The organism is Polaribacter sp. Z014 (assembly GCF_023555435.1).
GTDB lineage: Bacteria > Bacteroidota > Bacteroidia > Flavobacteriales > Flavobacteriaceae > Polaribacter.
Map to the genome: position 1 here is coordinate 1 of NZ_JALCZP010000004.1, position 21,534 is coordinate 21,534.

Genomic DNA, 21,534 nt, shown 5'->3' on the forward strand with positions numbered 1-21,534 from the left:
AACAGTACCTGGTGATGTTCCTGCTGCTGTTACTAAAGCTTCAATCGTAATCGTTTCTGTAACGCCTACTCCTAAAGTTCCTACTGTCCAAGCTGGTGAAGCCCAAGTTCCTGCACTAGCAATTATAGCCCCTTCTTCTAAGCCTGTTATTAATGATAAATCATCTGTTAATTTCAAACCTGTTACAACTGCTGCTCCTTTATTTGTTACAGTAATCGTATACGTTACCGTATCTCCTGTATTTGGTGTCGCATTGTCAACTGATTTGGTTAACACAACATCTGCATTGTTCGCAACCGTAAGTGGTGCCGTTAATACATCATCTGCTGTCGTTAGATCTGTTTGATCTCCACTTGCGGCTGTTGTTGCATTGGTAATTGTATCACCTGAAGTCCCTGAATTAACAGTACCTGTTATTTTTAAAACAATTGTAGCATTTACTGCTAAATTTCCAATAGTCCAAACTCCAGAACCTGGATTATAGGCTGTTCCTTGGTCATTACTTACATAGGTAATTCCCGTTGGCAAATTATCTGTTAAACTAACTCCAGTAGCAGACGTTGTACCTAAATTAGAAACTGAAAGTGTATACTCAATGGTGTCTCCTTCATTCGGTGCAAGATTATTTACTGTTTTAGTAGTAACAAGGTTAGAACTATTAATAGGTGTAACTGCTACTTCACTATAATCATTTTCATTTGGATTATTATTGTTTGGTGTAGAATTTGGATCAAATTGATCTGAACCTGTTACTTGCGCAATATTATCATAATCTCCAGATCCTAATACTTTAGCTGTAATGGATAAAGTTGCTGATACTCCATCTGCTAAACTTCCAACATTCCATGCTCCAGAGACACTATTATAAGTAGTTGTTCCGGATGGAGTTGAAGATACATAAGTATAACCAGAAGGTAATTTATCTGTTACTATAATTCCTGTCGCATCACTTGGACCAACATTATTAACAGTTAAATTAAACACAGCATTTTCACCTACATTTGGCGCCGCATTAACTACTGTTTTTGCTAAAGTTATATCTGCAACTGGTCTTGGAGTACTAGAAATAGTACTCGTATTATTAGCAGCATCTCCATCTGTTTCTGTACTAGTTACAGTTGCTGTATTTGTATAATCGACTGCAGGATCTACTATTGGTGCTGTAGTAGATATAGCGTTTACAGTAGCTGTTATGTTTAAAGTTGTAGTTACCCCATTAGCCAATGTTCCTATAGTCCAAACTCCTGTACCTTCCGCATAACTACCTAAACTGTCATCACTTTTCCAAGTATAACCTGCTGGTAATAGATCATTTGAAACAACTCCTGTTGCATCACTTGGTCCATTATTAACAATTTCGATAGTAAAAACAACATCAGAACCTACGTCTGGTGTTGGTGTGTCTATTCTTTTAATTAATGCAAGATCTACTAAAGCATTTGGAGTAGGTGTTACTGTTGAAAAATCATCTCCTGCTCCATCATTCTTTGTAGAATCTGGATCTGCTTGAACTACTGCAGTAACCTCCGCACTATTTGCATAAACGCCACTTTCTAAAACTGTAGCTACTATTTGAATCGTTTCTGATGCACCTGATAATATTGGTCCTGAAACGGTCCATAATCCTGTGGTACTATTATACATTCCCGCTGTAGGCGTAGCACTTACAAATTGGTAACCACTAGGTAATTGGTCTTTTACAATAACACCTGTAGCAGCACTTGGTCCTGCATTGCTCACCTCAATAGTAAAAGTAACATTGTCTCCTACATTTGGAGATTGAATATCTACAACTTTTACTACAGATAAATCTGCACTTTCAATCGGTGTTACAACAACTTCGTCTTGATCACTTTCAGTAGCATCATTATTTCCTGGAGTAGAATTTCCATCTACTTGATCAATTCCTGTAACTTCCGCAACATTATTATAATCTCCTGTTGGTAATACCTCGGCTTTAATACTTAAAGTAGCAGTTGCAGTTGTTCCACTGCTTGCTAAATTACCTATAGTCCAAGAACCAGATACTGGGTTGTAGGTTCCTATTGATGCTGTTGCACTTGAAAAATCATAACCACTTGGTAATTCATCTGTAACCACAACGCCAGTCGCAGCACTTGGTCCAGCATTTGTTACTGTAATTGTAAACTCAACTTCATCTCCTACATTAGGGGAAGCTACATCTACACCTTTGGTTAAACTTAAATTAACTAAAGGATCTCTAGATACCGTTACTTCATCTTGATCATCTTCTGTTAAGTCATCATTATTTGGAGTAGAATCTATATCTGTTTCTACTGCATTCGTAATTTCTGCAACATTTGTATAAATACCTGTAGCATTTACTGTAGCCGTAATATTTATAGTTGCTGTAGCTCCATTTGCTAAGCTATTTATAGACCATAAACCTGTACTAGCATTATAAGCTGTTCCTCCATCATGACCAAACAAAGTATACCCTGTTGGTAATTTATCTGTAACGACAACCGAGGTAGCATCACTAGGCCCTGAATTTGATACTACTACTGTAAATACAACGTTTGTACCTGCTTGTGCTACTGTTTTATCGACAGACTTTGTTAATGATAAATCTATAACTGCTGTTGGAATTGTACTTATTGATGAAAAATCATCCCCTGCTCCATCATCTACAGTAGAATTTGGATCAAATTGAGTACTTGCAGTTACTTCTGCATCATTTTTATACTCATCTGTAGCTCCTGTTGCTGCATTTACTGTAACAACAATATCTAAATATTCTGTTTTTCCATTTAAAACACTTCCAGAAAGTGTCCAATTTCCAGATGCAGAATTATAAGCTCCTGAAGTTGAAGTATAACTTACAAATGTATAACCTACTGGTAACTCATCATTTACAACTACAGATGTAGCAGCACTTGGTCCTGCATTTGTTAATGCAAGTGTAAACGTAACATTATCTCCAACAGCCGGTGTTCCATTATCTACAGTTTTAACAAGTGATAAATTAGCCACCTTTATTGGTGAAATATCTACTTGTTCTTGATCATCTTCTGATATAGTATTGTTACCTGGTGTAGAATTTGGATCTTGTTGATCTGAATGGACTATTTCTGCAACATTATTATAAGTTCCTGCATCATTTATTTTTGCATCTATTAATAATGTTTTAGAAGAACTGCTATTTATGGTTCCTACAATCCAAGAACCCGTAGCTGGGGTATAAGCTCCTGCTCCATTATCACTATCATATGTATAACCTGTTGGTAAATACTCTACAACACTAATTCCTGTTCCAGTACTAGGACCTACATTATTTACAGTTATCGTAAATGTAACTATTTCTCCTACTAAATATTTTACACCATTTGCTGGTGCACTTATACTTTTTGTTAAGTTTAAATCTGTTACATCTACTGGTGCCAATGAAGTAGCATCATTATTATTAGTTATGTCTGAATCTGTTTCATTAGTTGCTGTAACTGATGCTGTGTTAGCATATGGTCCCGTAGCACCAACGGTAGCAGTTATCTCTAAAAATTGTGAAGCTCCACTAGCTAAACTACCTACGGTCCAAACAATACCTGATCCAGAAGATGGAGTTCCATCGTTTATACTTGCCGCTCCTGTTGCAGAAGTAGCACTTACATATGTATAACCAGCAGGCAAGATATCACTTACCTCAACTCCTGTTGCATCACTTGGTCCGTTATTATTTAATGTAATTGTAAAAACAACATTTTCCCCTACATTTGGTGTTGCATTATCAACAGTTTTTTCTAAATTAATATCTACAACAGCTCCTGGCGCAATAGTTATTGTACCATAATCATCTTCTGTACTATCTTGATTATTAGGAGTAGAATCTGGATCTGATTGATCTAAACTCATAATTTCTGCTGTATTATTATAAGGTCCTACCTCATTTACAGTTACTTTATACTTTAAATTAACAGTACTTGCTTTTGCCACGGTTAAATTAGCCCAGTTAATGCTATTTCCTCCAGCATTATAAACTCCTCCGTTCGTTACAGAACCCGATACAATAGTATAACCCGCAGGTAATTTATCTAAAACACTTACCCCTGTTCCATCAAAATCTGCACTACTATTTGTAATTGCAATCTGAAACTCTATTTCTTGTCCAACACTTACTGGTAAAGCTGTAAGCAATGTCTTTTCTAAACTTAAATCTACGTCCGGTGAAATTATAATAACTACGGTATCTGTAGAAGTACCACAAACCCCATTAGAAACTGACCAAGAAAACTCATACGTTCCTGGTATAGTACCCGATACTTGTGTAGCAGGATTATGAATATCTATTATATTAGGTGTATTAGGTCCTGAAACAAAACTCCATACACCATCCCCTGGAATAGGGTCATTGGATGCTAAAGTAACAGACTCATACTGAGATAAATTTTGATCTGGACCTGCATTTGCATTATCTACTGTATTTGTAACTGTTACCTCTAGGGTATCAGAAAAAGAACAACCACCATTTGTTGCTGTCCACATAAGTGTATAAGTCCCTGCTACAGTTAAACCATTAACGTCTGTATCTTTACTAAACCTGTCTGTAAAAGCAACTATAGAAGGCGATGTACCAACTTGAGACCATTCTCCGGTACCTTGAGTAATTTTATTTCCACTCATTACAACGGAAGAAGAAGCACAAACAAACTGATTTGGCCCTGCAACAGGATCCGTTGGTGGTAATCCACTATAAGTCACTTTTATAATAGCTTCTTTTGAATCACAAACACCATTACTTACCCTCCATCTAAAATAATAATCTCCCAATGCCAATGTATTTTCATTGACTATAGAAAGGCTTGTAGTAGGATTATTAGGGCTATCTAATGAAATATCTCCAGGAGTATAAGACGCTGGTGAATCATAATTAACATAACCTGCGTTTCCTGCATTAGCAGAATATGGGTTACCATCTCCATCTAAACTAGCACTAGATATAAGTTCCCAATGACCTAATCCATTTACAGGCGTCGTAGCCTCTAATTCTGTAGTAAATTGACAAGAATCAGTATCTATTGGCGTAATTACTGCATCACTAGGTTCTAAGTAAGAATTTACACGAACAAAATCACTAATTGATTCTGTACAAAAACCTGATGCATTTTTTGAAGACCATAAAAAGATATATAACCCTTCTTCCGTTGTAGAAAGGCTCGCAGTTGCAGTAGGACTATTAGGATTATCAAAAGTTGCTACTGCAGAACCAGGTCCACTCACTTGTGTCCAAGTTCCTTCACTATCACTAGTCCCCGAAAGCGTAACATCATTCGCATCCATTACTACTGTATTACCGCCAGCTAAACAAACTTCTTTATCAGTACCCGCATTAGGGATTACTGGTGGAGCACTATTGGTTACTTTAACCGTATCAGAATCTCCACAAGCAACACCTGATGTAGTATATGTAAACTCATAAACATTTCCAGGAATAATAGTTACTGTTGCCAAACCGTTTCCTGCAACTGTAATACTTGCTGAAGGATCATGACTACCTGAACCAGAATTATAGGTCCAAACTCCATTATTACTTAAAGTTTCGTTACCCTGTAATAATACTGAAGTAGCATCACATAATTCAAAATCATCTCCTGCATCTGCAGGCTCATTTACCGTTAAAGTAAAATCTACAAAAGGAACATCTGGTGGGCAAAATGTATTATCTGAAGTAACTGTCCATCTAAAAACATAAACACCTGTAGACAAACCACTTACTGTAAGATCTGGATTTGTATCAACCAATACAGGAGTATTAGAACCAGATACAATAGACCAAATTCCTGTACCTCCATTACCTACTGCAACAACTGCTGGAGCTCCTAAACCTCCCGAACCAGTAACACCGTTAGCTGTTTGCGATGAAATGTATGAAGTACCACAAGTAGTATCTGAATCATCTCCTGTTAAAGCAGCATCATCTGCTTGTAAAGCAACTCTAAAACTAACAGTATCAGGGTTATTGTATGTACAAAGACCTTTATCTACACTCCATTCAAATTCGTAATTATACCCTGGTTTTAAATTAGAGAACACTGCAGTTGCAGAATTCAGATCATCTACAGTCCAAGAATTATCTCCTTCTAACTGTACCCATGTTCCTGTAAAACCATCTCCGGTAGGATCATCTGCACTCATAGTTACAGATGCTAAAGGAGTTGTTGAACAAACATCCGAAAGGTTTCCTGCACTATAAATAGTACCATTATCTACAGTTACAGAAACAGTATCTGTAAAAGTTGTATTACATGCTGTATTGTTTAAAGTTTGCCATTGAAAAACATATTGTCCTGCTGCTAAACCACTAAAGGTAGCTTTTGGATCTGCATCTGTAGCCGAATAATAAACAGCTGGTATTGCTGCTTCAAAAGGTATAGCCGCTTGAGCTGCTACTGCATTTTGTGCAGGAATTGCCGCTTGAGCTGGTATTGCTACTTGAACTGGAATTGCCGCTTGCAAAGGAATTGCCGCTTGCAAAGGAATTGCTACCTGATTAGGAATTGCTGCTTGCAAAGCTACTGCCGGCTGACCTCCTTGTGCTGGTTGTACAGGAATTGCCGCTTGAGCTGGATAAGAAGTTATACCATCTACTATAATTGCTGATTGATAAGGAATTTCTGCTTGATAATCTACTGCTGCTTGCGCAGGAACAGCTGCTTGAGCTGGAATTGCTGCTTGATAAGCAATTGCTGCTTGAGCTGGAATTGCCGCTTGCGCTGGAATTGCTGCTTGAGCTGGAATTGCCGCCTGAGCTGGAATTGCTGCTTGATACGCCACTGCTGGCTGACCTCCTTGCGCTGGTTGTGCTAAAATTTCTGGTTGCGCTGCTACTGCTGGTTGAGCAGGTATTGCTGCTTGTGCTGCTACTGCTGGCTGTGCAGCAACCGCTGGCTGAGCTAAAACTTCTGGCTGTGCAGGAACTGCTAGTTGTGCAGGAACTGCTGGTTGTGCTAAAATTTCTGGTTGAAATAAAACCTCATCTTGGGCTTCACCGGGATTTGCTAACCCTCCTGCAAAGGCCGGTTGAGCCGTTACAGCATCTTGAGCCGTTACAGCATCTTGGGCAAAAACTTCATCTTGAGCAAAAACTTCAGCTTGAGCATCTACTGCATCTTGAGCATCTACTGCATCTTGGGTAGATACTGCCGCTTGTCCTATAATTTCATTTTGTGCCGTAACAGCATCTTGTGCTACAACCTCAACTTGTGCAGGCACTTCTGGTACCGCTGGTATTTTAATTGCATATACTGTAGTAGGATCTGCGGCACCAGTAGGTTTCGTCCATGTCCATATACCTGTTGTTGCATTTGTAGCATTAAAACCAGAATCATCTGCATTCATGGTAACATTAGTTGTACCACTTGGCAAACAAACATCATCTCCTGCCTCCGCTGCTGCAGGTGCTTCATCTACCGAAGTCCCTATATCTACAGAATCTGAACCTGTACAACCAGGAACTCCTATAATTGAAACTGTCCATGTAAATGTATAATTAGTATTACCAGCAAGGTTTACAACTGTAACAGGTTTTGTAGCATCGTCAAATACAGCAGTAGCTGGGGTAGACGTCCATAGACCTGTTTGATTAGACTCTAATGGTATTGCTTCTAATACAAAATCACCAGCACAAACATCGGTTGCAGCAGGTGTTTCTATTGTATCACTAGCAACAAGTGATACTGTAATTTTAGTATCATCTGTAGAAGGTGTTGATCCGGATGGACCACTTATTATGTGCCACCTAAAATTATAATCTCCAGAAAGAGATACATCTACCCTAGTATTATATATTGTTTCATCTACAAAAACGGCAGTACTTGGCCCGTCTAATTGTGTCCAATACCCTGAATATACATTTGTAACTCCAGGCTGTGTAGCTAAAGGATTATTAGCTGCCAAATTTGTAAAAGCAGCGCCACAAGGTAAAACAGAATCTGTACCTGCATTTGCTTTCATATCTTGATTAGCACCAGGAGTTTCTGAAACAATTATAGTAATATCTTCTGATGCTGTTCCACAACCAGTTAACCCTTCTCCTACTGCATATCTTGTTACACGAATAACATATGTTCCTATATCATCTAAACCAGAAACATTTATACTATTTCCTGAATACGCATATACAGGAACCACTGCACCCGGACCACTAACTAAAGTAGCTATTGTACTAGTTCCTCCTGTGGATACATAAGGAAGATCTACACTATTATATATAGATGAAGGCACTGGATTAGCTGGAGCTGAAGGTAATACTATAGTATTTGCAGCACCATTTACATCAATCGTTGTTGGATCATTTTTAAATGAAATATTTACAAAATCAGATGATATACAATCATAATCCAGATTCCCTAAATTCGGTGCTGTAATTCTCCATCTAAAGGTATAAACTTCTCCGTTAACACCAGACAAACCACTAACTGTTGTAGAATGACTTGTAGCATCACTAAAAGTTACTGTACCACTTCCATTACCTCCAGTTCGTTTCCATTCACCAGTTTCGCCACTATACTGAGGTAGATTACCATCTAATACTGCAGAAGTAACCGGAGAACAATAAACCTGATTAGGACCAGCATTTGCTGTTGTATTTTGTTGCGTAGCCGCAGGAACATTTATTGTTACTGTATCTGTACCTGTAGCACAGGGACCTACAACACTCCATCTAAGTACATAAGTACCTTCTGTTAATTTATTAACTTTAGTATTTGGGCTATTTTCATTTGCAATGGAAGGAACGTTAGGACCCGATACAAAAGACCAAGTACCAATTTGCCCATTACCTACCCCACCAATTGAAGCATCCATGGTAACACTCTTAAACTTTGTATAACACTCACTTACATCTGTAAACGCCTCAAAATCAGCACCAGCATTTACTACTGGATCACCACCCAAATTAGTTATAAGTACCGTATCTGATGTTGGACAAGTTATAGCCTGAGATGGGTTACTTATAGACCATCTTAATACTGTATCCCCTGTACTATTGGCATCAAGTATTATTGATGTATTTGGTAAGCTACTATCAAAAATAGTTACACCTGCAACATCATTTCCGTCTACAGTCCATTCTCCCACTTCACCAATTGATGTGTTTGGAGAATTTGCTGAAAGCGCATAACTACCAGGACAACCAATTATACTAGAACCTGCCTCTGCTAAAGTGTTTTCGTTTACTGTAATAACAACCTGTTGTTGATTATCTCCAGAACCATCTGCACACTCACCTTTTAATAAAAAAGTATATATATTACCACCTACTAAACCATCAACAACGGTAGAGGAAGCATTTGGGGTTTGCAAAATTGCAGTAGGACCGTTAATCTGCGACCATCTTGGATTAATAACAAGACCATCATCAAAAGACGAACTTATTAAACTTAATCCTTCTGACTCACAAATTGTTTTACTGTTACCTGCATTTAAATTACAAGTTTGTGTAAAAGCACTATTACTAAACAAGAAGATAGCAAATAATGTAAAAATTAACGAAACCTTATTATATATACTTAAAGGTTTTTTGGTGACTAAATAATGTTTTCCCATGAAACTGTAATTAAATTATTCTGTTGATATACTAATGCAAAAATAAAATTTACACTTACTCTAAATAAAATAGACCGATGAAATGTCTTTTTTAATCGATAAGCGGCATTAACAATGCAGTAAATGGTAAAATTAATAAATTTTTAAGAAAAATTTAACTTTTTTTTTAGAAAAATACAAAAACTATAAAAAACTATAAATAAAGCATTTACCCCCCTAAAAAACACTTTTATACTATTATTGTTAAAAAAAGTTAAAATAATCACATTTAATTCGTAATTATTAGAACGCATATTATTTAATAACGCTTAAAAAAAACAGCCTTTAAAACAAAAAACAATAAGACAGCAACGCACATTAAATATAGAATTTTATATTTTTTTTATTAACAATAGATCGTAAAATCTGTTCGTAAACTTTAAAATTTTGCTTAGAAATTGAAAATTTTAATTCACTTTAGTACCTAAGGTTCGCTTTAATAAAAAAGTAATTTACCACTTAAGTACTTTAGTGATAAAATAAATTATAATTTATCAAAAATCACCTTTTGGGCGGCATATTTCTCGCAATTTCAAATCGCTGAGAATGGTGTATTTGAAATTTTTATTGACAATTACCCAAATAATCTATTCTAAACCCATTAAGAACATCTAAAACAGCTAAAAAAAAGCTTCAAACCCTTTATTTTAAAGGGAATTAAACTATTTTATAAATATTAATATAAAAATATTCTCAGAAAAATTAGATACAAAATTATTATTTGTGCTCTTAGAAAAAATATTTTTTATAAAAAAATAACAAATTTGATTAAATTTAAACATATTAAGTAAAAACAAACAAATACAGTTTTTTTTTATCAAATTCTTAAAATGAAGATTTAGTTAGATATTTTTATTGGACTTCTAAAATTATCGATGCTTCTACTGCCATTTACATTAAAATACTTTAATGTAAATATTTATTATAATAGAATATTTATTTTGCTAATTTTTTATAGCTGTATGCCAATACTTTTTATAATTAGTATTCGAATTTAAAAAAGAGAGTACCTTACCATATACCATATCCTCAACATTTCTAATTGCGCTAGAATTTAGAATCCTATCACTGCTTGAAAACGTCTTGAAAAAAGTAGAATTGAAGCCGCTTAAAATACGGTTTTAAGTACTGGTTTTGATTTTAAAGAAGTGGCGCCAGATTATACTGTAATTAAAAATATAAAAGTAGAATGCAGTAAACATTCTATGATTTTATAAACGATACATCCGCTAATAGTATAATTAACAGAAAGAAATTACAACATCGATAACTCCAAACCAGTAAATGTTACTTCAACTAAAAAAACTAGCAAACATTTTTAACTACAAACCCATGCATGAGACATAAGAATATTTTATAGAAATTAGAAGAAAATAGGTAGAATTTTGGGCGGTGGATCTATAAAAAAAATACTATTCATTTTGGGGATTTTAAATTTGACAATGCTTAGGGTATTGAAATTGCTACATACAAACTAAATCAAGTTCGCAAAAAAAATATTTACAATGCAGCAAAATCCGTTTTATTGTAGCCTAAAAAAACCACTAAACCAAATTAATCACCTGTACAACAATTAATTACACAAATAATATAAAAAAATATTCATTAAAAAATAAGTTTCAATGAAAAATAGTATTTAATTATGCATCACATGATGACAGCAATATTAAAAATAATATTGTTATGGATATTTTAAAGTTATCGGAATCCTGTTTGTAAAAAAAATAAACAGGATTAAACGTTTAAGCTTAATCCTGTAGTTTTAATTACACAAGGGGGGCGTATAATTTTGGCTGTAAATATAAAAAAATATGACTAGCTTCTAGATAAAATCTCAAAAAAAAATTTATGATTCATATTTACCTGAGTAGTCCTATTCTTTCATTTCACCAGACTGATTCATTGCCATTGTGTGGTCATATTGGCAACAGCCTGGTAAACCATTGTAAGCTTCTTCGCTTCCCGAGACTTTCTCAGTATCATAACCAGAAGCAGCAATTGCATTATGAATTTCCATAGCATCGGTTTTGGCATCATCAAAAGACACTTCAATTTCCTTTTTGTCTAAATTCCAAATGGCAGTTGCAACACCATCAACCGCATTCGCTGCTGTCTCTATGGTCTTTTTACACATGCCACAATTTCCTCTAACACCAAAAGAAACGTTTGCTTTTGCCATTTTGTTAGTTACTTCTATCGTTTCAGTTTTCTGTTTGGCGTCATTTTTACAACTTGTAAAACCCATTGTAGCTATTACAGCTAGACTCAAAATTACTTTTTTCATTATTTCAAAATTTAATTATTTATTTTTTAATTACTTGTAAAGCCCATACGATTAATAAAAATCCAACACCTGTTAAAGCCGGAGCGGGAATTTTCATTATAAGACCAATACTTAGCATTGCTATCGCCGTTAAGGCAAGCAGAATACTTATTAAATTTAATGTCTTTATTCTAGTCATATAGCATTCGTTTTAATATTAATTAATTTCTTCAATTATACTACCACAAGTCATCATGGTCTCTCCGTAATAAGGATTTCTAATATCCTTTTCAGTACTCATCCACATGGCACCTTTATTATTGTTAGCCATCGGACATTTTTGAACATATAATGTCGATTCTAAATTATCCATATTCATTGCTATAGCAACTATATTTTCATTGAGTATTACAAAATGAGCACGTTGTTTTTCAATAGTATTATTTTCAGAAATAGCTTTTAACATGGATACCGTTTTATTAAAATGAACTAACTCCATTTGGCTTAAACCTTTTAAATTAATTTTTAGTGCTTTTTGAAGCATTGTATTTGCTAATTTAGAAACCTTATTGTAATCACTTGCAATAAGAGCATCTTTAATAGAAAAGTAAAGCGGTAGTGTCGTTTTAAATTCGTTTTTAAAAATTAGAGGAAATTTCATCTTCATGGTTCCAATAAGTGATATTGGTTCTGATTTAACTGTTTTATTCATCATCGATTTTTTGCCTTGCAATTGCGCTGCAGCATCTACCGTAAAGGTTCCGTTGGTTACAATTTCATCGCCATTATTTAGACCTTCTAAAACCTGATAATTAGCACCTATTTGATTGCCTAATGTAATCTCTTTCATTTCAAAAACTGGTTCATTAGGATTCGTTTTTAGATACACAACAGATCGTTTCCCTGTCCATAAAACAGCCGAAGCAGGTATTGTAATTGCTTGTTTTTCATCCACAGAAACCATACTTTTCATCTTTCCTTCTACAAACATACCTGGTTTAAACAGCTCATTTTTATTATTTAAAACCACTCTTAAATTTACAGTTCTTGTTTGCGTATCTAAAATAGGATCTATAAAATAGACCTTTCCTTTAAACGTTTTATTCGGATATGCATTTGTGGTTACCACAACATCCTGACCTTTTTTAAACTGGCTAATTTTATTTTCATACACATCAAAATTAGCCCAAACTGTATTTAGATTAGAAACCTTAAAAATTGGTTTTCCATCCATGATATGAGATCCCTCATTTATCGCAATTTCTGTAACAACACCAGATACATGCGAGTAAATGGTAAAACTATTTTTCACTTTTCCTGTTTGCTCTACCTCATCTAATTGCGCACCATGAATCATCCAATTTTTAAACTTATTTTTAACAGCATTATATAGTTGTGGTTGAGATGCTTTTAATTTATAGGCCGTTATTAACTCTTGTTGAGCAGCAATCAATTCTGGAGAATATATTTGAGCAACTGCTTGCCCTTTATTTACCTGTTGTCCTAAAGAATTTACAAACAGTTTTTCAACCCTACCATCAAAATGCGCAGGCATAGTTGCTGTTTCATCTTCATTCTCTGTAATTTTTCCTGATAAAACAAAACCTGTATCAGCATCAGAACTATTTTCTCCTACGATTGTGGTTTGTATGTTGGCTAATGCCATCGCATTTTCTGAAAGCTTAAATTGATCCGCAGACAATCCTTCTGCACTGCTTGCAGCAGGAATTAAATCCATTCCGCAAATAGGACAATCGCCTGCTTCTGGTTGCATAATTTGTGGATGCATAGAGCAAGTCCACATTTGGTTTGTTTCTGCTACAGCATCGTGCTTGTGTATTTCTTCTGTTTTTGATGATCCTCCAAAAAGCATCCAGCCTAAAAGTAATCCAACAGCTATTAAACCTATATAAACACTATATTTTTTCATAAGTTTCTTTGTTTTTAAAACCTACAAGGAAGCTTCCTTTGTCAGCAATACCTTGCAGGTTAATTATCTTATTATTTATATTTTAATATTTCTTAAACGTAAGGCATTTGCAATTACTGTAACCGAACTAAAGCTCATAGCCAAAGCAGCAATCATAGGAGATAACAAAATTCCGAAAAAAGGAAACAAAACTCCTGCTGCAACTGGTATGCCTAATGTGTTATAGAACAGCGCGAAAAATAAGTTTTGTTTAATGTTTTTCATAACAGCTTCACTTAAATGTTGCGCTTTTACAATACCATGTAAATCTCCTTTTACCAAAGTAATCATAGCACTTTCAATTGCTACATCTGTACCCGTTCCCATGGCAATACCAACATCACTTTTTGCGAGTGCAGGTGCGTCATTAATTCCGTCTCCAGCCATTGCGACTACTTTTCCTTGCTCTTGTAATTTGGTTACTTCTTGCAATTTATTTTCTGGTAACATACTTGCTTTAAAATCGGCAAGATATAATTCGGTAGCCACAGCTTGTGCGGTATCATAATTATCACCTGTCAACATTATTACCGAAACTCCTCTATCTTGAAGTGCTTTTATTGCTTTTGCACTCGTTGCTTTAATTTTATCACCAATAACAACATAACCAACAACTTTTTTATCTACGGATAAAAAGGAAACTGTTTTCCCTTGTTTCTGATACGTTTTAGCTTCTTCTTCCATTTTAGGAGTGATTTCAGCATTTACATAATCCATCATTTTAGGATTTCCTAAAGCGATTTTTTTACCGTTTATTGTTGCTTCCACACCTTTTCCTGTAACAGCACTAAATTCTTCCGATTTTAAAACTTCCGTGTTTTGCTCTTTACCATATTTTACAGTGGCTTCGGCTAAAGGATGTTCACTATTTTTATTTAAAGACACAATGTATTGCAACACTTCTACATCACTTAAAATAGCATTAAACGCAGCCGCTTTTTCTACGGTTGGTTTTCCTTCGGTAATAGTTCCTGTTTTATCAATAATTAAAGTATCTACTTTAGCCATTCGTTCTAAAGCTTCTGCATTTTTAACCAAGACACCGTTTTGTGCTCCTTTACCAACACCAACCATTATAGACATTGGTGTTGCTAAACCTAATGCACAAGGACATGCAATAATTAATACGGCAATGGCATTTACAAAAGCATATACATACACAGGTTCTGGCCCATAAATTGCCCAAACAGCGAATGTTATTAAAGAAATAAGCACCACAACAGGCACAAAATAACCAGAAACTTTATCTGCTAAATTCTGAATTGGAGCGCGACTTCTACTTGCATCATTCACCATTTTAATAATTTGAGAGAGTAACGTATCGCTACCAACTTTCTCTGCTTTCATTAAAAAAACTTGATTCCCATTAATAGTACCTCCACTTACTTTATCGCCTTTAGATCGGTCTACCGGAAGCGGTTCTCCAGAAATCATCGATTCATCAATCGTTGTGTTTCCTTCAGTTATAACACCATCCACAGGAATTTTATCACCAGGTTTTACTTTTAAAACATCATGTAATTCAATTTTATCAATAGTAACTTCTACATCTTCTCCGTCTACTATTTTTAACGCTTTATTAGGTGCTAATTTTAAGAGTTCTTTTACGGCTGAATTGGTTTTTCCGTGTGCACGCGCCTCTAATAATTGACCTAAAAGCACCAATGTTAAAATAACAGTTGCCGCTTCAAAATAAACATGTACAGCACCTGATTCTGTTTTAAATTGAATAGGAAAAATGTCAGGAAAAAACATTCCAAAAACAGAAAATAGCCAAGATACACCTGCGCCAATTCCGATAAGTGTAAACATATTTAAATTCCACGTTTTTATACTTCTATACGCACGTTCAAAGAACATCCAAGTGGCATAAAAAACCACCGGAATAGACAGCGCAAACTGAATCCAATTCCAATGTTTTTGTTCCAAAATTGTATACAATGGATTGTTTGGAATCATTTCGCTCATGGCAATTAAAAATATTGGCAAGGTAAAAGCGACTGCAATCCAAAACTTCTTTACAATCTTTTTATATGTTTTTTCTTCTGATGAAAGATCTGGTTTCATAGGCACTAAATCCATTCCGCAAATAGGGCAATCTCCAGCTTCATCTTTTACAACTTCAGGATGCATTGGGCAAGTCCAGTGTTCTGCGGTGTTAATAGATATGTTTTGCTCTTCTACTAAATCCATTCCACAGACAGGACAATCTCCCGCTTTGTCATACGTTTTATCGCCTTCACAATGCATCGGACAATAAAATGTACCTGTGCCTTTTCCTTTCGGAAGTTCTTTTTTCACTTCTTTTATATGATGATGTTCTCCCGGTTTGTGAATGCTATATCGGCCACCATCATTTTTTAAAGCTTCTTGGAAGGTTTCTAATGAAATATGAGATTCCATTTCTATAGTAGCTTCTGCTTTTTCTAAATTAACTGTAGCTTTAGAAACACCTTTAACTTTAGAAAGTGTTTCTTCAACGTGTCCACGACAACCGTTACAAGTCATTCCGTGTATGTGATATGTATGTTTCATTATTGCTGTGTTAAATAATTAATAATTGTTGTTTGTAAATAATATGTTTTAATCGCTTCAATTTGATTCATTTGAAACTTCAATTGCAATTCTTGAATATCTAAAACATCATTAAAATCGATCGTTCCAGTTTCGTAACTTCTAATTAAAATATCTTCCGCATCTTTAGCTTGCTGTAAATTTTTAACTTGTGTATTGTAACTAATTCTTGCAGAAGACCGATCGTTTATCGCCTTATCTAAAAGCGTTTCTAAAGTATTGTAACGTTCTTGTTTTTGAGCTTCAATTTCTTGTTGTTGTAATTCGTTTTGCTTGGTTTGTGATTTGTATTTTTTATTGAATATTGGAATAGAAACCGACACCATTGGCATAACTATATCTTTTCCATTATCGCTAAAACTCATGTCTGGTCTTTTTTCAATATTAATATAATCTAGACCAAAACCAATCAGCGGACTGCTTTCTTTCTGATTCAATAACTCCGATTTTTCAACCGATTGATACAGTTTATCATATTTCAATAATTCTGGATGTAATGCTAAATTTTTAGTAGTGATTTCAAAATCTTCCGAAGGTATACTCAATTCATTTACAACCTTTACAGCAATAGCTTTCTCACGGTTTAAGAGCTTATTAAATTTTGTTTGCTCAGCAAGAAATTGCTGTCCTAATACTTCTAATAATTGCTGCATTTCATTCTGTCTCATTTGTAAACGCAATACATCTACAGCAGATGCTTTGCCAACTTCTACAGAGGTTAATGCTAATGTTTCATAGGTGTCCAGTAGTTTTATGTTTTCAACTAAAACAGTTTGTTTTGCGGTATTAGCATACAAATTGTAATACGATTGAGAAACTGAAGCCATTAATTTTCGTTTAGCAATAACAATGTCTTCATATTTTGCATCTGCCAAGGCATTTACATAATTTTCTCTTGCCGAAATAGTATTAAACCAAGGCAACATTTGTTTTGCAGACACCTTAAAACGTTGCGCTCCTGTTCGGGTTTCTGGTTCACTAACAAAATAACCAACCCCAAATTCTGTGTTAGCCAACGTGTTTACTTCATTCACTTTTTCTGAAGCAATATTATATTGCAACTCGAATTTCTGAATTTCAGGACTATTTTCTAAAGCCTTATTAATGTAAGTTTCTAGTTCTTGACCATTAACATTTAGAACAAAGAAAAAAGAACCTAGAAGCAAGGCTACTTTCTGTACGATATGTTTATTATTTTTTTTCATGGTATCTTTTTTAGTCTATTTTCTTAGCTCTTTTCTCTCTATTCTCTTCAATTTCACCTCTTCTCTCCAGCTATATAAAACGGGAACAATAAAGTAAGAAGTGATGTCAATCACCATTCCTCCAAAAATTGGAATTGCCATCGGAATCATAATATCGCTTCCTTTTCCTGTGGATGTTAAAACGGGTAACAAGGCTAAAATGGTAGTAACTGTTGTCATTAAACACGGACGAATTCGTTTTTTAGCAGCTTCTAAAGCCGAAGCTCTAATGCTCATTTTATCAGCAGGTTTTTCACGATCAAAAGTTTGTGTAAGATAGGTTGCCATTACAACACCATCATCTGTTGCAATTCCGAATAAAGCTATAAAACCAACCCAAACAGCCACACTTAAATTGATGGTTTTCATATTGAAAAGGTCTCGCATATTCTCGCCAAAGAAACTAAAATTGAAAAACCAATCTTGTCCATATAACCAAATCATAATAAAACCACCCGCAAATGCAACGGCAATTCCTGTAAAGACCATTAATGAAGTTGTGATCGATTTAAACTGAAAATACAGAATTAAAAAGATAATTGCCAACGCCAAAGGAACTACAATAGCCAATGTTTTTTCTGCACGTAATTGATTTTCATACGTTCCTGTAAATTGGTAACTGATTCCTTTAGGAACAATTAATTCTCCTGAATCTATTTTCTGTTGAAATAAGGCTTGTGCATTTTCTACCACAGCTACTTCTGCAAAACCGTCAATTTTATCAAACAAAACATAACCGACTAAAAAAGTGTCTTCACTTTTTATTACCTGCGGACCTTGTTCATAACGAATCGTTGCCAACTCACTTAATGGCACAGGACTCCCTTTTTCCACAGGAATATAAATGTCTTTAATGTCTTCTGGATTGCCACGTAATTCTCTTGGGTAACGTACACGAACTCCATATCGTTCTCGGCCTTCCACAGTTTGCGTTAATTCCATTCCGCCAATAGCAACTTTTAGCACACTCTGTACATCTTCGATTGAAATTCCATATCGTGCTATTTTTTCTCTATCAATATCAATCAATAAATAAGGTTTACCAACAATTCTATCGGCAAAAACAGCCTCTACTTTAACACCTTCCGCTTGTTTTAAAAGAGTTTCTAGTTCTAGTCCAAAAGCTTCAATTTGTTTTAAATCTTGTCCTTTTACTTTAATTCCCATAGGTGCTCGCATCCCTGTTTGAAGCATCACTAAGCGGGTTTCTATAGGTTGTAATTTGGGTGCAGAAGTAACGCCTGGTAACTTGGTGACTTTTATAATTTCTTTCCAAATATCATCTGGACTCTTAATTTCTGGTCGCCAGTTGCGGTAGAATTCACCATCGTTGTCTTCGATAAGTTGTCCGCTAGAGACCTCACAGGTTTTTGAATCCTGTGAGGTCTTTTCCATTGGCATAGAATTACTTACGCACAAACTACCGTCTTTCAATATAAAATAACCATCGGCATTCACTTTATAACGCTGTCTTTTTCCTTCGGAATTACGCATGTATTCCGGTTTATACTGAATCATGTTTTCGTACATCGACAAAGGAGCAGGATCTAAAGCAGATTCTGTTCTACCAGATTTACCTACTACCGTTTCAATTTCTGGAATGGTAGCAACTGCCATATCTAATTGCTGTAACACACGTTTATTTTCTTCAACTCCTGCATGCGGAAGGGAAGTTGGCATCAGTAGAAAGGATCCTTCATTTAAAGAAGGCATAAATTCTTTTCCTGTATTGCTCATAATCCAAATTCCAGAAACAAGAACGGTGATTGGAATCATTAAAAACAACATTTTATTCGATAAAGCCCATTGTAAAATTTGTCCGTAATATTTTCTAAAAATAGAAAACAGTCCTAAAATTCCGAAGCAAATAATAGCCACAAAAATTAAGTTGATAAAAATACTACGATTAAAACCTAAAGGTCTCCAATATTCCGCCAATAGAAATACAATTGCTGCCGAAGAAATAATGATATTTACAAGGTTTACTTTTTTACTATCTAGTTTTCCTAAAATGCCTAATAACCCTGAAATTCCGAAAGCAACTACTATAAAACCTAACCAAAATCCACTTATTACAATTACAATTCCGGCAAGGATTAAAGCACCACTTACAATATATTTAAATGAATTTTTTAGCGTTGTTTTACGGAATAAAAAAGCTGCTAAAGGCGGAATTATAAACAAAGCTATCACTAAAGAAGCAGATAATGCCATCGTTTTTGTAAAGGCCAAAGGTCTAAATAACTTCCCTTCTGCACCAACCATCGTAAATACAGGTATAAAACTGATAATTGTTGTTAAAACCGCTGTTAATATAGCTCCGGAAACTTCCGCGGTAGCGTTGTAAATAATTTCGTTTATTGAAAGTTTATTGTTTTGAACATTAGAAATCATAGATTCCTCGTCGCTCGTACCTTGCTCTGTCGGAATGACATTTTCACTCTTCACTCTTAACTTTTCACTCTTTACTTCATTTTCATCAAGATGGCGAATCATATTTTCGGCAAGTATTACGCCTACATCTACCATGGTTCCAATAGCAATTGCAATACCAGAAAGTGCTACAATATTTGCATCCACATTAAATAGTTTCATCGTCACAAACACCATTAAAATAGCTACAGGTAACAATCCTGAAATTAAAAGAGAAGCTCTTAAATTAAAAACCATTACAATAATTACTAAAATGGTAATTAAAATCTCTAAAGTTAATGCTTCGGTAAGTGTGTCTAAAGTTTCTACAATAAGATCTGATCTGTCATAAAAAGGAACCACTGTTAGTTGAGATGTTCGTCCATCTGCTAATACCTTCGTTGGCAAGCCTCCTTTTAGTTCGTCTATTTTTTCTTTTACATTGGTAATTACTTCCATAGGATTTGCTCCATATCTAGCAACTACAACACCACCAACAACTTCTGCGCCTTCTTTATCTAATAAACCACGTCGTGCTGCAGGACCTAGAGAAACTTTTCCAATGTCTTTAATTTTAATAGCAGTAAAATCTTTAGAAGTTACCACTGCGTTTTCAATATCTTCTACCGATTTTATATATCCTAAACCACGTACTAGATACTCTGCTTGATTGATTTCTAAGGTTTGTGCACCAATATCTTGATTGCTACTTTTAACCGCTTTTACAACTTGATTTAAACCTATATTATACTGACGCATTAATTCTGGATTCACATCTACCTGATATTCCTGAACATAACCACCAATAGAAGCAATTTCTGAAACGCCACTTGCAGACGATAAAGCATACTTAACATAGTAATCTTGAATACTTCGTAACTCTTGTAAATCCCAACCACCAGTAACTTTTCCGTTTTCATCACGACCTTCTAACGTGTACCAATATACTTGACCTAAACCTGTAGCATCTGGCCCTAAAGCAGGGTTAACGCCTTCTGGTAACAAGCCACTTGGTAGTGAATTTAATTTTTCTAAAATCCGACTTCGGCTCCAGTAAAACTCGATGTCTTCTTCAAAAATGATATAAATACTAGAGAAGCCAAACATAGACGAACTACGAATGGTTTTTACTCCAGGAATACCCAATAAAGAGGTTGTTAAAGGATATGTAATTTGGTCTTCGATATCTTGTGGAGAACGACCATCCCACTTTGTGAATACAATTTGTTGATTTTCACCAATATCTGGTATGGCATCTACAGCCACAGGATCACTTGGTAAAAAACCAGTATTCCAATTAAAAGGTGCGTTTACAGTTCCCCATCCTACAAAAAGGACAAGTAATAAAACGGCTACGATTTTATTCTCTATTAAGAATTTGATGCTTTTATTTAGCATTGGTTTAATTATTAAACAGTTAGAAAGTGGCGTTATCTTAAATAAGAAAACACCGAATACAGCAATTTATCCTA

7 protein-coding genes are annotated in these 21,534 nt (G+C 35.0%); all 7 read right to left on the minus strand.

Annotation, left to right across the window (positions count from 1 at the left end; all coding sequences use genetic code 11):
- A partial coding sequence (locus tag MPF19_RS06970; RefSeq protein WP_249987424.1) for a hypothetical protein occupies positions 1–9,561 on the minus strand: 9,561 nt, incomplete at its 3' end.
- Positions 9,562–11,473: 1,912 nt separating this feature from the next.
- Entirely contained in the window at positions 11,474–11,884 is a 411-nt protein-coding gene (locus MPF19_RS06975) for a heavy-metal-associated domain-containing protein (RefSeq protein ID WP_249987426.1), read from the minus strand.
- Between the two features lie 19 nt (positions 11,885–11,903).
- Positions 11,904–12,062 carry a hypothetical protein gene (locus MPF19_RS06980; protein ID WP_203394051.1) on the minus strand — a complete coding sequence of 53 codons (159 nt, stop codon included), beginning with the start codon at positions 12,060–12,062 and terminating at the stop codon, positions 11,904–11,906.
- Between the two features lie 18 nt (positions 12,063–12,080).
- Entirely contained in the window at positions 12,081–13,793 is a 1,713-nt protein-coding gene (locus MPF19_RS06985; RefSeq protein WP_249987428.1) for an efflux RND transporter periplasmic adaptor subunit, read from the minus strand.
- A gap of 75 nt (positions 13,794–13,868) precedes the next feature.
- A complete protein-coding gene (locus tag MPF19_RS06990) occupies positions 13,869–16,367 on the minus strand; it encodes a heavy metal translocating P-type ATPase (RefSeq protein ID WP_249987429.1) in 2,499 nt (832 codons plus the stop codon).
- Complete coding sequence (locus tag MPF19_RS06995; protein WP_249987431.1) at positions 16,367–17,611, minus strand: TolC family protein; 1,245 nt, start codon at positions 17,609–17,611, stop codon at positions 16,367–16,369. The genes MPF19_RS06990 and MPF19_RS06995 overlap by 1 nt, the downstream gene beginning before the upstream one ends.
- A gap of 15 nt (positions 17,612–17,626) precedes the next feature.
- On the minus strand, positions 17,627–21,460 hold the full coding sequence (locus MPF19_RS07000; protein WP_249987433.1) for an efflux RND transporter permease subunit: 3,834 nt from the start codon (positions 21,458–21,460) through the stop codon (positions 17,627–17,629).
- Positions 21,461–21,534: the final 74 nt, after the last annotated feature.